This window comes from Klebsiella sp. A52, assembly GCF_018388785.1.
In the GTDB taxonomy this organism is placed as follows: domain Bacteria; phylum Pseudomonadota; class Gammaproteobacteria; order Enterobacterales; family Enterobacteriaceae; genus Klebsiella; species Klebsiella aerogenes.
The window spans coordinates 4,118,802-4,131,932 of sequence record NZ_CP074437.1; the positions used below are offsets into that span (position 1 = coordinate 4,118,802).

Here is a 13,131-nt window from a genome sequence, read left to right on the forward strand (position 1 = left end):
ATCTCAACGTTTCGCGGTCTGTAACTGGCAGTTATCCAACACCGCGCGGTCGCGTTTATAAACGGTGGCGCTGTCGCCTTTCGACCAGAACACATAAACGCCATCAGTATAACGAGCCCCGGAAGCCGAGAGCCCCTGGGTCAGGTTTAATTGCTGATTATCATAGATAAAGCTCACCTGCTGACGAGCGTTGTTCAAATGGACGGTCAACGGTTTTTGATCGCACTGATATTCAAGGGTGTCGGTCTGCATCCGTTCAACGAATTGGTTGTAATAGCTACACCCAGCGAGCATAAAAGGAACTACCGCAATAAGAATTTTTTTCATGTGTATGCCTTCGACTTTCCCGGTCAGGAGAGCAAACCGCCCTCCCGGAATTTCGTCCAGTTTACCGGTAAATAAAAAATAGCGACTTCAGTTAACTCTGATTCTGCGCTCGATTCGCGGGATAGATGGCGCCAAGAATTGTCGCTTCGCTGGCGCCGGTGACGGAGGGAAGATTCCCCGGCAGACCGGCAAGCGCACGCCACGCCAGCCACGCAAAGGCCAACGCTTCCATATCGTCGCCGCTGATACCGGCGTCATCGGTGGTCGTGACTTCAGTCCCTGGCAGCAATGCCGCCAGACGCGCCATCAACAGCGGATTCCGCGCCCCGCCGCCGCAAACTAACAAACGCTCGCAGCCGCCGCTTAACAAAACCTGCTCACTGATGGACACCGCGGTCAGTTCTGTCAGCGTGGCCTGAACATCCTGCCCCCGCAGATGGGTATAGCGCGCCAGATGCTTTTCCAGCCAACCATAGTTGAAATACTCACGACCGGTGCTCTTCGGCGCGGGTAACGCGAACCAGGGGTCGCTTAACATATCCTGCAGAAGTGGTAGTAAGACTTTGCCTTCACTGGCCCATTGCGCGTCTTTATCGTAGGGTTTACCGCACTGGCGCCAGATCCAGGCGTCCATCAGCATATTCCCCGGCCCGGTGTCATAACCGCGTACCGGCTGCCCAGGAACCAGCAACGAGAGGTTGGCAATGCCGCCGATGTTAAGCACCATGCGCCTTTCAACCGGGTGCGCCAACAGAGCCTCATGGAAGGCCGGGACAAGCGGCGCGCCCTGGCCGCCAAGCGCCATATCGCGGCGGCGGAAATCCCCCACAACGGTCACGCCGGTATGCGCAGCGATCTGGTTGTTATCGCCTATTTGCATGGTGTGCGGGGCATCGCCGGTCGGTTCATGCCACACCGTCTGACCATGGCAACCGATGGCGACAACATCTTCAGGCTGAAGGTTCTGCTGGCGCATCAGCGCTAATACTGCATCCGAAAAAAGCCGCCCCAAACGGGTATCCAGACGTCCCAGTTGCGACAAGGTCAGCTGCTGCCCCTGGCAAATCGCTAATATTTCTTCTTTCAGTTTGACCGGGATGGGGTACGAGAGGCTCGCCTGCTGCGCCACCATGTTTTCATTTATCGCCGCCAGAACGACATCTACGCCATCAAGGCTGGTGCCAGACATTACGCCAATAAAACGACCTGATTTCATACGCCTACCCTCATTCCATGACTTTTGCAGAACCATCAGTGCATCATAAAGCAGGGTTCAATGCTATGGCGCACTAATACTTTTTAACAATAGTTCTGCCGCGACAATTTGTTAGGTAAAGTACTTACGTTTATTCGTCGTTAAAGCGAACCTTATTATTTTTAAACAGTCCATAAGGAAGCTATGCCAGCGAACGCTTAAATGCCATATAATTGACCACATGGAAGTTCACTGGAACATTTTTGGTACACAGGAGATTCATAAATGATTTTACGTGTTTTGGCTGTCTCGATGATTGGCTTAACCCTGGCGGGTTGCGTTAGCAGCAGCGGTCTATCTGGCGATGTTTACACAGCATCAGAAGCCAAGCAGGTGCAAAGCGTGACCTACGGTACCATCGTACATACCCGTGCGGTGCAGATCCAAAGCGGCGATGACAGCAATGCTATCGGCGCGATTGGCGGCGCGGTACTCGGTGGCTTCCTTGGTAATACCATCGGCGGCGGCACCGGTCGTTCTCTTGCAACCGCTGCAGGCGCGGTTGCCGGCGGCGTAGCCGGTCAGGGCGTACAGGGCGCGATGAACAAAACGCAAGGTGTTGAGCTGGAAATCCGCAAAGATGACGGCAATACCATCATGGTGGTTCAGAAACAGGGCAGCACCCCGTTCTCCGTTGGTCAGCGCGTAGCCATTGCCGGCAGCGGCAGTCAAGTGACGGTTTCCCCGCGTTAAGCCTCTCTAATGCGGCCTTAATTGGCCGCATTAATTCTCCAGATTCATTATTTACCACAAAATATTCATCATACATATATCAATATTATTGATATTTCTGCACGGCAACTTGCGTTTGCGCAATATTTCCCGTTAATTAATTCGTTAGCCTGAAGTGGATTTTCTCATTTAGCGACCTGCGCGTCGTTTTTACCCCCCATTTTTATCGCGGGAGTTTACCTGTGCCTCTGAATTTAAATCGATTATCGCACCGCTTATTTGCTTATATCATCGCCTGCAGCCTGGCAATTATTACGATTGATATACTATCTGATTCAGTCGTTAATCGTATCCCTACGACTTCATCACCACTTTTTCCTTTGCTGACAATTATATTAATGATTTTTCACATTACTATTTCATGTTTCATGAGCATGAAGTATTGGTGTGATAAAAGCCGTCTCTATCTGATGCCTATCGCCTTCGCCTTTGCCAGCTCCGCCTTACTGATGCTGGGCACCCTGAGCAGCTATCCCGGCTGGCTCCTGTGCAACAGCGAATATATTGTTAAACAAAATGACGCGCTGATTTTTTACTCATTCCGTAATATTTTGATGGTCGTGTTGTTCATCACTGCCATTATTATATACCGCTACCGTCAGTATCTTAATCAAGCGGCCGGCGCGCATACTTTAATATTAACGGGATGTTTTATTTTTAGCGCTACTATTCTTATTTTATCGTGGTTACACTCCAGTAACAGCCCATTATTAAGCATCGATTTTATCGACGACATCACCAGCACTTTTACTCCGTTATGGCATAACTGGATGGGCTGGCTGCTATTTTTCTCCTGGGTATTTACGTTGATATTATTGGTTATACTAACCAAGCTACGTAATATCTTCTGGTATAGCGGCGCATTTTTCTGTGCTGCCTATATATTTACGCTAAACGTATTACTCACAGCGACAGGTAGTCAGCATATTATCGCCTGGAATCAGGCGCGTCTGTTCGAAACTTTGAGTACGTTATTTATGCTGTTCGTACTGTTAAGTGACGTTTTTATTCTCTATCGCGACTCTAACAACAAATACATCAATTCGTATCAGAACTCTATCCGCGATCCGCTGACCAGACTGTACAACCGCAGCTACTTTTACGACACGCTCAGCGGTTTGCTACCGCAGACTTCAGCAACACGACCGCTATCGGTCATCGTCAGCGATCTCGATCATTTTAAGCGCATCAATGACAACTACGGCCATGTTCAGGGCGACAAGGTAATTCAGTTTGCCGCCAGCGTACTACAAACTCATGTGCGCCGTGAGGATATTGCCGCCCGTATCGGCGGCGAGGAGTTTGCCCTGTTGCTGGTAAATACTGATGCTGATGATGCGCTGGCGATAGCCGAGCGAATTCGCCAGTGGGTCAGCGCCGGGCAGGCATCACTGCCGGAACGGATGACTATTAGTATGGGGGTCTACACCGTTTCGAGCTCCAACATTGGGGCTGAAGAGTGCGTCAAACGCGCGGATGCGGCTATGTACGCGGCGAAAAACGGTGGCCGCAATCGCGTGGTGGTCTGGCAGGAATAAGAGAAAGGGCTTTGCGAACGCAAAGCCCTTTTCCCGGCTAGTCTTTTGCCTGAAGATCGAGGATATTGTTTTCAAGTTTACGGATTAAGTTGAGCAGCGTTTCGACTTCCTGCTTAGATACACCCGCAAGGATTTCATCACGCGTTTTGCCGATCACGTCTTCCATTTGGTTGATCAGCGGTTCCGCCTTTTCCGTGAGCTTGATACGTTTCGCCCGGCGATCGTTTGCACAAGTCTGGCGAGAAATAAGCCCTTTCTCCTCCAGTTGATCCAGCGTGCGCACCAAAGAGGGCTGTTCAATACCAATAGCCTTGGCCAGCTGGATTTGCGACTGCTCAGGAGGTAGCTGATGAATGTTATGCAGCGTGACCCAGTGCGTCTGCGTTAACTCCAGAGGTTTTAGGCGATGGTCGATCAGCGCGCGCCAAACGCGTACCAAACGTGCCAGATCAGAACCAAGTGGCGATTCCAATTTCATCTCCTTATAATTAGCTTGCTAAGTTATTATACTGCTTTTAGAATAGTGTGCAGCATTTAAATTACCAAAACAAATGAATTACTTGATTCACTAAATTCAAGACAATGATTTACAATGTGAACTAATTCATCACCAAGAACATTATCCCTGCAACGGCAAAGGATTTTTGCTTGTGAAACTGAGTCTTAACACTCCCGGATTGTCGCTACAGGACCTGGTGTTCGGCGCTTCTATCTATTTTCCCCCGTTATTTAAAGCCGTCGTGCTTGGTTTCTTTATCTGGTTAATCGTTCATCGTCAGCTACGCGACTGGATGTACGCCGGCGAAATCTGGCATCCCCTGCTGATGGACCTTTCCCTGTTTGCGCTGGCCGTTTGCCTGGCGCTGGTTCTCCTGACTCTCTTGTGATGCTCATTTCATGAAGAAACTAAAATATCTCTCAACCTTAATTATTGCCGCTATTGCGATTATCGCCGCCTGGCTGGTATGGAATTACTACACTCAGTCACCATGGACGCGGGATGGCAAAATTCGCGCCGAACAGGTCGGCATTACGCCTCAGGTTTCCGGCAGTATTTTGCAGTTGAATGTTAAAGACAACCAGTTGGTCAAAGCCGGCGACGTTTTGTTCCGCATTGACGATACCCCCTATCGCATTGCGGTTTTAAACGCTCAGGCGCAGTTGGCAAAAGCCAAAGCGGAACTGGCAAAAGCCAAAGCCGAGCAAACCAAGGCCGCCAGCGACGTTACTCGCCGCCGCAGTCTTTCGCAAAACTTCATCTCCGCTGAAGATATGGAAACCGTTAATACCGCTTTGAATACCGCCAATACCACTTATGAGGCGGCTAAAGCGGTGGTTGGCGTGGCGCAAGCCGCGCTGGAACATGCGCAGTGGCAGCTGACGCAAACCGAGGTCAAAGCGCCGGTTGATGGCTGGATCACTAATTTGTCAACGCGGGTCGGGGATTACGCCTCCGTCGGCCACCCGGTATTTGCGTTGGTTGATAGTCATTCTTTTTATGTCCTGGGTTATTTTGAAGAGACCAAACTGCGTCACATCCGCGAAGGCGCTAGCGCTCAGGTCGTTCTCTATAGCAGCAAACAAACGTTACAGGGTCACGTTTCCAGCATCGGCCGCGCCATCGTTGATCAGAGCGTCGAAGGCGGTTCGGCGCTGGTCGCTAATATTAAACCCAACATTCCATGGGTACGCCTCGCGCAACGCGTACCGGTACGTATTGAGTTCGATAAGCTGCCTGCGGACGTCACACTGGTTTCAGGTACCACTTGCACCGTATCGATTGGCGGACAGTAATGAAGCTGCAGGCTCTGCGCTGGCAATCACTGCCGTGGTTTAAAGCCAGCCGTCCGCAATGGCGCTACGCGTTACGCAACGGCATTGCGATGTGTCTGGCGCTTAGCATCGCCTATGCGCTGGATCTTGATGAGCCCTACTGGGCAATGACCTCCGCCGCAGTCGTCAGCTTCCCGACCGTTGGCGGCGTTATCAGCAAGAGCTTTGGCCGTATCGCCGGCAGCCTGCTCGGCGCCTGCGCCGCCCTGCTGTTGGCCGGCCATACCCTTAACGACCCGTGGCTATTCTTGTTCAGTATCTCAGCCTGGATTGCGCTCTGTACCTGGGCCTGCGCGATGTTCACCAATAACGTCGCCTACGCTTTTCAACTGGCAGGCTATACCTGCGCAATTATCGCCTTCCCGGTTATTAATGTTGCCGACGCGAATGAACTGTGGACTATCGCTCAGTCGCGAGTTTGTGAAGTGATTGTGGGGATATTGTCCGGCGGGTTCATGATGATGATCCTGCCCAGTACCTCAGATGGCGTCACGCTGCTGACGGCACTGAAGAATATGCATTCCCGGCTATTAGAGCATGCCAGCCTGCTGTGGGTGCCGGAAACCACCGATGCGATTCGTAGCGCCCATGAAAGCGTCATCGGCCAGATCCTGACCATGAATTTGCTGCGTATCCAGGCCTTCTGGAGCCACTACCGTTTCAGACGGCAGAATCCCTTGCTGAATTATCTGCTGCATCAGCAGTTGCGAATGACCAGCGTCATCTCCAGCCTGCGAAGAATGTTATTGAACTGGCCGGACGCGCCTGGCAATACGCGGGCGGTGCTCGAAACGCTACTCAGCGAGCTCGCCAATCCGCACGCAAATGTTTATAGCGTGGCGCGGATTCTGGTGCCGCTGGCCCCCGGCCCTAACGCCGACTATCGCCATCTGGCGTTCTGGAAACGGCTGCGTTATTTCTGTCGTATCTATCTCGAAAGCAGCCGCTGGCTTCGCCGCATCGAGAACGCCAGCGCTATCACCGAGTTTAATGTCCCTTCAGCGCCGGCGCTGTCGCGTCATACCGATCAGGCTGAAGCGTTATGGAACGGCTTACGTACCTTCTGCGCGCTGGTGGCCGTGGGCGCCTGGGGTATCAGCACCCAATGGCAGGCCTGCGCCGCCGCGCTCACCCTCGCCGCCATTAGCTGCGTACTCTACTCAATATCGCCGTCGCCCTTTAAATCGCTCACCTTATTGATGCGTACCCTGGTGCTGTTGTCGCTGTTCAGTTTTGTGGTGAAGTTTGGCTTAATGGTGCAGATAACCGACCTGTGGCAGTTTTTACTGTTTCTGTTCCCGCTGCTCACCACCATGCAGTTATTGAAACTCCAGATGCCGAAGTTCGCTGGGCTATGGGGGCAGTTAATCGTCTTTATGGGATCGTTTATTTCGGTCACCAACCCTCCGGTTTATGACTTTGCCTCGTTTCTTAATGATAATCTCGGCAAAATTATCGGTGTTGGTCTGGCGTGGCTTGCCTTTGCGGTTATCAGTCCCGGCTCAGATGCGCGGAAAAGTCGCCGCCATATCCGTGCGTTACGGCGTCACTTTGTCGATCAGTTGAGCCGCCGCCCGCAGCATAGCGAGCACGAATTTGAGTCTCTGGTGTATCACCACATTAGCCAGTTGAGCAGCAGCCAGGACGCGCTGGCGCGGCGTTGGCTGCTGCGCTGGGGCGTAGTGCTGCTCAACTGCTCGCATGTCGTGTGGCAACTACGTGATTGGGAGACACGTTCAGACCCCCTCTCACAAGTACGCGACTTGTGTATCAGCCTGCTTCGCGACGTCATGAGCGAACGCGGCGTCCAGCAACGTCCACTTGCCTCGACGTTGCTGGAGTTGCAGCGGATCTGCGATACCCTTAACCATCATCATCAGCCGGCGGCTAAAGAGCTGGCGGCGATAATCTGGCGGTTATACTGCTCGCTATCGCAGCTGGAACAGGCGCCGATTGCCGGCACCATTACTGAACGGACTACTTAATCACCCCGCAGGCAAAACGCTCGCCGCCGCCGCCCAGCGGCTGCGGGCTATCGGCCATATTATCGCCGCCGACATGAACCATCAGCGCTTTGCCCTTCACTTCCGCGAGCGTTTTCAGACGCGGGGCAATAACCGGTTGGTTAGCCACCCCATTGTCGTTGACCACCAGCAGTGGAAGATCGCCAAGATGCCCCGCGCCCAGCGGCCCTTCATGCTTACCGGTATGTTGCGGATCGAAATGACCTCCCGCCGCGCCGGCGGCGACCGCTTTACCGTCTTTTATCGCAGGCTGGCAGCTTCCCTCAGCGTGGATATGAAAACCGTGTTTGCCCGGCGGAAGCGCGCGTAAATCGGGAGTAAATTCAAGGCCTCTGTCGGTTTCAGTAATTTTAACGCTACCGACGGCCTGGCCAACGCTCTGGCTGGTGACAAGATTGAGGGAGACATCTTCACTGGCGGCCTGCGCGCCAGCGCAAAATGCGAGAGTGAAAATAGCGAGTAAACATCGTTGCATAACACCTCCGGATTAGCCGTATCCCTGATAAGTGTAAACCAGGTAGCGGCATCCGGAGGCGTAAGATGGTTTAAGGAACGTCGTAACCCAGCGCCGCTTTACGAATGCGGAACCACTGCTGGCGCGTCATAGGCAGTTTTTCCGCCACAATCGCCGAGCGCACGCGCTCGATTTTGCCCGAGCCGATAATCGGCAGCGGTTTCGACGGCAGGCGCAGCACCCACGCATAGACGACTTGCTCAATGCTATCTGCATTGAGCTCCTGGGCAATTTGCGCCAGCTCGTCGCGCAGCGGTTGGAAGCTCTCGTCATTGAACAGGCGTCCGCCGCCGAGACACGACCAGGCCATCGGTCGAATGCGCAACTGCTGGAGCTGATCGAGGGTACCGTCAAGCAATAGAGGCTGATGTACCGGTGAGATCTCGACCTGGTTAGTAGCCAGGGTGAAAGGCAGGCGCGATTGTAATAGCGTAAACTGCGCCGGCGTAAAGTTAGATACGCCAAAGTGGCGCACTTTCCCACTATGATGTAGCGCGAGGAAAGCCTCTGCGACTTCGTCGGCATCCATCAGCGGATCCGGGCGATGAATCAGCAGTAAATCGAGATGATCGGTCGCCAGATTGCGCAGCGATTGTTCGGCGCTAAGAATGATGTGGTCGCGATCGGTGATATAGTGACCAATGGTATTTTCCGCACGCGCTTTAGTCGCAATCCCACACTTGCTAACGATTTCCATACGGCTACGCAGGTGCGGCGCTCGCTTCATCGCTTCGCCAAAAGCGGCTTCACACTGGTAATCGCCGTAGATATCGGCGTGGTCGACGGTAGTAATTCCTAGATCCAGGTGCTGCTCAATGAAACCAACCAACGCGTCTGTGGACATTTTCCAGTCCATTAGCCGCCAGTAACCCATAACAAAACGTGAAAATTCCGGCCCCTGCGGAGCCATAGCAATACGCTGAACCATAAACGCTTCCTCGACAAAAAAGTGTTCTGAGTATACGCATATTTGTCGTCAAAACAGTGAGGGTTGCTGCGGTTCTTCCGCGGGCGCCTGCTTAGCCGCGCGAATTTTACGCAGTAAACGCTGGCGGCACAGACGCAGGACCTCTTGTTTTTGCGCATCGCTCAGCTTTTGCCAATTGAAGCGCTCATCACGGCTACGAAAACAGCCGCGACAATAACCGCGTTCATCGGACTGACATATTCCCCGGCACGGACTCTGTACCGGGAAAAACTCAAGCTGCTCTGCCACCACCGCTCTCCCGTTTATTCTCTCTGTCTCTCATTGAAGACGCTCTGCCGCTCGCGCGCAACTTTTGTTGGTTTGTTATCCTCGCAGAATGATCATTTTGCTTGCATTAGACCAATCGGTCTACTACAGTGTGCCCCATGAACAGACACAGCGAATGCGATACCCGAGAACACATCCTCGTCACCGGCGAACAACTATGCATGCATCGTGGTTTTACCGGAATGGGCTTAAGTGAACTTCTGAAAACCGCGGAAGTGCCGAAAGGCTCTTTCTATCACTACTTTCGCTCAAAAGAAGCCTTCGGCGTCGCGTTGCTTGAACATCACTACACCGGCTATCTGCAGCGCCTGGTTGACCATTTTGACCATGGCGAAGGCAACTACCGCGACCGACTGCTGGCCTACTATCAGCACACGCTGAATCAGTTTTGCCAACAGGGCATTATCAGCGGTTGCTTAACCGTGAAGCTGTCGGCAGAGGTGTGCGACTTGTCGGAAGATATGCGTACCGCCATGGATAAAGGCGCCAGCCAGATTATCGCCCTGTTGGGCGAAGCGCTGGAAAAAGGCCGCCTGGAGGGTAGCCTGCTGTTTGAGGGGGAAGCAATTACCCTTTCACAGGTGCTGTACTCGTTGTGGTTGGGAGCCAATTTACAGGCCAAAATTACGCGTAGCGCAACGCCGCTGGAAAGCGCCCTTGCTCACGCCAAACAGATCATTGCAGCGCCTGCGGTTTAACAGGCGTTTTATTTAACCAGTTACAAGACGACCGGTCTACTCAGGAGTCATTATGTCAGAATCTAAATTGTTCAGCCCGTTAAAAGTCGGTGCGGTGACCGTACCTAACCGCGTATTTATGGCTCCGCTGACCCGTCTGCGCAGCATCGAGCCTGGCGACATCCCTACTCCGCTGATGGCTGAGTACTATCGTCAGCGCGCCAGCTCCGGCCTGATTATCACCGAAGCGACGCAAATTTCCGCCCAGGCGAAAGGCTATGCCGGCGCGCCGGGCCTGCATAGCCCAGAGCAAATGGCCGCATGGCAAAAAATCACCGCTGGCGTTCATGCTGAAAATGGTCATATCGCCGTGCAACTGTGGCACACCGGGCGTATTTCTCATAACAGTCTGCAGCCGGGCGGCGCCGCGCCGGTTGCGCCATCGGCGCTGAGCGCAGGCACGCGTACTTCGCTGCGTGATGAAAACGGTCATGCCATTCGCGTCGATACGTCGATGCCGCGCGCGCTGGAAACGGACGAAATCCCAGGCATCGTTGATGACTTCCGTCAGGCGGTAGGCAATGCCCGCGATGTGGGTTTCGATCTGGTAGAGCTGCACTCCGCGCATGGTTATCTGCTGCACCAGTTCCTGTCGCCTTCTTCTAACCAGCGTACTGACCAGTACGGCGGCAGCGTTGAAAACCGTGCCCGTCTGGTGCTGGAAGTGGTCGATGCCGTCAGCAAAGAGTGGAGCGCCGACCGTATCGGCATTCGCGTGTCGCCAATCGGTAGTTTCCAGAACGTCGATAACGGCCCGAACGAAGAAGCCGATGCGCTCTATCTTATTGAGCAACTGGCGAAACGCGGTATCGCTTATCTGCATATGTCCGAACCAGACTGGGCCGGCGGCCAACCATATAGCGACGAATTCCGCCAGAAAGTTCGCGATCGTTTCCCGGGCGCGATTATCGGCGCTGGCGCCTACACGGTGGAGAAAGCCAACGACCTTATCAATAAAGGACTGATCGATGCCGTGGCCTTTGGCCGCGATTACATCGCCAACCCGGATCTGGTGGCGCGTCTGCAGAAGAAAGCGGCGCTGAACCCGCAGCGCCCGGAAAGCTTCTACGGCGGCGGCGCGGAAGGTTATACCGATTATCCAACCCTGTAATCCCTCCATTGATAGCGGCGTACCATCGCCGCTATACTCAAGACTCTGATGTATCAAAACAAACTGCATAGGGGAAATTATGCGCTTACTTCACACCATGCTGCGCGTTGGCGACCTGCAACGTTCTATTGAGTTTTATACCAACGTGCTGGGCATGAAGCTGCTGCGTACCAGCGAAAACCCTGAATACAAATACTCGCTGGCTTTCGTCGGCTACGGCGAAGAGAGCGATACCGCGGTTATCGAACTGACCTATAACTGGGGCGTTGATAGCTACGAGCTCGGTACCGCCTATGGCCACATTGCGCTGAGCGTCGATAACGCGGCGGAAGCCTGCGAACGTATTCGTCAGAACGGCGGCAATGTCACTCGCGAGGCAGGTCCGGTGAAAGGCGGCAGCACGGTTATCGCTTTTGTTGAAGATCCGGACGGCTACAAAATTGAGCTGATCGAAGAGAAAGATGCCGGAAAAGGTCTCGGCAACTAAGTTAATTCGGGCGCATTCGCGCCCTTCAGGCTGCTGACAAAGAAGGAAAAAGCGTGGTTTTTCCTTCTTTGTGGTTATCAGCCGAAAATCAATAAATTGATTTTCCTTGTTATTTGTCTAATGCAATCTGAAATCCCACTGATTGCATGACGTTTATCATCAATTTCATCGGGCGCGTTCGCGCCCGATGTTTTCTCCCTTCCTGCTGCAAGCCGCGGCAAAATTTGCCATAATGCGCGCTACTTTTTTCCAGCTAAGAGAATCTGATGTCCGAGAACGCTCAACTTAATGGTCTGTGCGGCCGTTTTCGCGGTTTTTACCCAGTGGTGATTGATGTTGAGACCGCCGGGTTTAATGCCAAAACCGACGCCCTGCTGGAGATCGCCGCTATTACGTTGAAGATGGATGAGCAGGGCTGGCTAATGCCGGACGAAACGCTGCATTTTCACGTGGCTCCCTTCGAAGGGGCCAACCTGCAGCCAGAAGCGCTGGCTTTCAATGGAATTAACCCAAACGATCCTGAACGCGGCGCGATAAGCGAATACGATGCGCTGCACGCTATTTTTAAGATGGTCCGCAAAGGGATGAAAGAGAGCGATTGCAGCCGGGCGATAATGGTGGCGCATAACGCGACTTTCGATCACAGCTTCACGATGGCCGCCGCCGAGCGCGCCGGGTTGAAACGCAATCCGTTCCACCCTTTCGTGACCTTCGATACCGCCGCACTGAGCGGGCTGGCCTTAGGGCAAACCGTATTATCTAAAGCCTGCATCGCCGCAGGAATGGAGTTTGACGGCAGCAAGGCCCATTCCGCGTTGTACGATACCGAGCAAACCGCCCAGCTATTCTGCGAAATCGTCAACCGCTGGAAGCGCCTTGGCGGCTGGCCGCTAGCGCCGATCGAAGCATAAGCCATAAAAAAAGCGACTTCCGGGGAAGTCGCTTTTTCTTTGCAGCGAAGAATTACTCTGCTTTCGGCTCGTCAGCGCTGTGCTTGGCAGCCGTTTCTTTAATCAGCTGCTGCAGTTCGCCGCGCTGATACATTTCGATGATGATGTCGCAACCGCCAACCAGTTCGCCGTCAACCCACAGCTGCGGGAAGGTCGGCCAGTTAGCGTATTTCGGCAGTTCAGCGCGAATATCCGGGTTCTGCAGGATGTCTACGTAGGCAAAACGTTCGCCGCAAGCGGAAAGCGCCTGCACTGCCTGAGCGGAGAAACCGCAGCTCGGCAGCTTCGGAGAGCCTTTCATGTACAGCAGAATTGGGTTTTCAGCGATTTGACGTTGGATCGTTTCTAAAGTGGTGCTCATTGTCGTG

At 53.4% G+C, this 13,131-nt stretch carries 16 protein-coding genes; 9 read left to right on the top strand and 7 right to left on the bottom strand.

What is annotated here, in order from left to right; translation table 11 throughout:
* Positions 1-3: 3 nt before the first annotated feature.
* Both mliC and anmK read right to left on the bottom strand, forming a co-directional pair.
* Positions 4-333 carry a C-type lysozyme inhibitor gene (mliC, locus tag KGA69_RS19460; protein WP_161801899.1) on the bottom strand — a complete coding sequence of 110 codons (330 nt, stop codon included), beginning with the start codon at positions 331-333 and terminating at the stop codon, positions 4-6.
* 85 nt (positions 334-418) lie between these two features.
* On the bottom strand, positions 419-1,543 hold the full coding sequence (gene anmK, locus KGA69_RS19465) for an anhydro-N-acetylmuramic acid kinase (RefSeq protein ID WP_047077704.1): 1,125 nt from the start codon (positions 1,541-1,543) through the stop codon (positions 419-421).
* Positions 1,544-1,807: 264 nt separating this feature from the next.
* On the opposite strand from anmK, the gene slyB reads away from it, so the two are divergent.
* Positions 1,808-2,275 (top strand): outer membrane lipoprotein SlyB, encoded by a 468-nt coding sequence (gene slyB / locus KGA69_RS19470; protein ID WP_045392464.1) that lies wholly within the window; start codon positions 1,808-1,810, stop codon positions 2,273-2,275.
* A 221-nt stretch (positions 2,276-2,496) separates the two neighbouring features.
* A complete protein-coding gene (locus KGA69_RS19475; protein WP_213292603.1) occupies positions 2,497-3,852 on the top strand; it encodes a sensor domain-containing diguanylate cyclase in 1,356 nt (451 codons plus the stop codon).
* 37 nt (positions 3,853-3,889) lie between these two features.
* Here KGA69_RS19475 and slyA read toward each other — a convergent pair whose 3' ends face one another.
* Positions 3,890-4,330 (bottom strand): transcriptional regulator SlyA, encoded by a 441-nt coding sequence (gene slyA / locus KGA69_RS19480; RefSeq protein ID WP_020078997.1) that lies wholly within the window; start codon positions 4,328-4,330, stop codon positions 3,890-3,892.
* Positions 4,331-4,502: 172 nt separating this feature from the next.
* On the opposite strand from slyA, the gene KGA69_RS19485 reads away from it, so the two are divergent.
* The 3 genes from KGA69_RS19485 to KGA69_RS19495 are packed head-to-tail and all read left to right on the top strand — an operon-like array spanning position 4,503 to position 7,670.
* On the top strand, positions 4,503-4,739 hold the full coding sequence (locus KGA69_RS19485; protein WP_015366868.1) for a DUF1656 domain-containing protein: 237 nt from the start codon (positions 4,503-4,505) through the stop codon (positions 4,737-4,739).
* A gap of 10 nt (positions 4,740-4,749) precedes the next feature.
* Positions 4,750-5,646 carry an efflux RND transporter periplasmic adaptor subunit gene (locus tag KGA69_RS19490; RefSeq protein WP_045392466.1) on the top strand — a complete coding sequence of 299 codons (897 nt, stop codon included), beginning with the start codon at positions 4,750-4,752 and terminating at the stop codon, positions 5,644-5,646.
* Positions 5,646-7,670, top strand: coding sequence for an FUSC family protein (locus KGA69_RS19495; RefSeq protein ID WP_045392468.1), 2,025 nt, complete (start codon positions 5,646-5,648; stop codon positions 7,668-7,670). Before KGA69_RS19490 ends, KGA69_RS19495 begins: the two co-directional genes overlap by 1 nt.
* Here KGA69_RS19495 and sodC read toward each other — a convergent pair.
* The 3 genes from sodC to KGA69_RS19510 form a co-directional block, all read right to left on the bottom strand.
* Positions 7,663-8,184: a superoxide dismutase [Cu-Zn] SodC gene (gene sodC / locus KGA69_RS19500; RefSeq protein WP_045392471.1), complete on the bottom strand. Its 522-nt coding sequence runs from the start codon at positions 8,182-8,184 to the stop codon at positions 7,663-7,665. The genes KGA69_RS19495 and sodC overlap by 8 nt on opposite strands.
* A gap of 70 nt (positions 8,185-8,254) precedes the next feature.
* Positions 8,255-9,151 (bottom strand): aldo/keto reductase, encoded by an 897-nt coding sequence (locus KGA69_RS19505; RefSeq protein ID WP_045392474.1) that lies wholly within the window; start codon positions 9,149-9,151, stop codon positions 8,255-8,257.
* 48 nt (positions 9,152-9,199) lie between these two features.
* Positions 9,200-9,442, bottom strand: coding sequence for a DUF1289 domain-containing protein (locus tag KGA69_RS19510; RefSeq protein ID WP_161801910.1), 243 nt, complete (start codon positions 9,440-9,442; stop codon positions 9,200-9,202).
* Positions 9,443-9,576: 134 nt separating this feature from the next.
* Between KGA69_RS19510 and KGA69_RS19515 the strand changes: the two genes are divergently transcribed.
* The 4 genes from KGA69_RS19515 (at position 9,577) to rnt (ending at position 12,724) form a co-directional block, all read left to right on the top strand.
* Positions 9,577-10,176, top strand: a complete 600-nt coding sequence (locus KGA69_RS19515) for a TetR/AcrR family transcriptional regulator (RefSeq protein WP_045392477.1) — start codon at positions 9,577-9,579, stop codon at positions 10,174-10,176.
* A gap of 52 nt (positions 10,177-10,228) precedes the next feature.
* Positions 10,229-11,326, top strand: coding sequence for an alkene reductase (locus tag KGA69_RS19520; RefSeq protein WP_045392480.1), 1,098 nt, complete (start codon positions 10,229-10,231; stop codon positions 11,324-11,326).
* 79 nt (positions 11,327-11,405) lie between these two features.
* A complete protein-coding gene (gene gloA, locus KGA69_RS19525; RefSeq protein WP_045373539.1) occupies positions 11,406-11,813 on the top strand; it encodes a lactoylglutathione lyase in 408 nt (135 codons plus the stop codon).
* 266 nt (positions 11,814-12,079) lie between these two features.
* Positions 12,080-12,724 carry a ribonuclease T gene (rnt, locus tag KGA69_RS19530; protein WP_045392483.1) on the top strand — a complete coding sequence of 215 codons (645 nt, stop codon included), beginning with the start codon at positions 12,080-12,082 and terminating at the stop codon, positions 12,722-12,724.
* A gap of 52 nt (positions 12,725-12,776) precedes the next feature.
* Here the strand turns inward: rnt and KGA69_RS19535 are convergent, their stop codons facing one another.
* Positions 12,777-13,124 carry a Grx4 family monothiol glutaredoxin gene (locus KGA69_RS19535; RefSeq protein WP_045392486.1) on the bottom strand — a complete coding sequence of 116 codons (348 nt, stop codon included), beginning with the start codon at positions 13,122-13,124 and terminating at the stop codon, positions 12,777-12,779.
* Positions 13,125-13,131 lie beyond the last annotated feature (7 nt).

Coding starts and splice junctions, on each gene's coding strand:
- gloA (WP_045373539.1), top strand. CDS start 11,406: ATGCGCTTACTTCACACCATGCTGCGCGTTGGCGACCTGCAACGTTCT.
- slyA (WP_020078997.1), bottom strand. CDS start 4,330: ATGAAATTGGAATCGCCACTTGGTTCTGATCTGGCACGTTTGGTACGC.
- KGA69_RS19515 (WP_045392477.1), top strand. CDS start 9,577: ATGAACAGACACAGCGAATGCGATACCCGAGAACACATCCTCGTCACC.
- KGA69_RS19535 (WP_045392486.1), bottom strand. CDS start 13,124: ATGAGCACCACTTTAGAAACGATCCAACGTCAAATCGCTGAAAACCCA.
- rnt (WP_045392483.1), top strand. CDS start 12,080: ATGTCCGAGAACGCTCAACTTAATGGTCTGTGCGGCCGTTTTCGCGGT.
- sodC (WP_045392471.1), bottom strand. CDS start 8,184: ATGCAACGATGTTTACTCGCTATTTTCACTCTCGCATTTTGCGCTGGC.
- slyB (WP_045392464.1), top strand. CDS start 1,808: ATGATTTTACGTGTTTTGGCTGTCTCGATGATTGGCTTAACCCTGGCG.
- KGA69_RS19505 (WP_045392474.1), bottom strand. CDS start 9,151: ATGGTTCAGCGTATTGCTATGGCTCCGCAGGGGCCGGAATTTTCACGT.
- KGA69_RS19520 (WP_045392480.1), top strand. CDS start 10,229: ATGTCAGAATCTAAATTGTTCAGCCCGTTAAAAGTCGGTGCGGTGACC.
- KGA69_RS19490 (WP_045392466.1), top strand. CDS start 4,750: ATGAAGAAACTAAAATATCTCTCAACCTTAATTATTGCCGCTATTGCG.
- anmK (WP_047077704.1), bottom strand. CDS start 1,543: ATGAAATCAGGTCGTTTTATTGGCGTAATGTCTGGCACCAGCCTTGAT.
- KGA69_RS19495 (WP_045392468.1), top strand. CDS start 5,646: ATGAAGCTGCAGGCTCTGCGCTGGCAATCACTGCCGTGGTTTAAAGCC.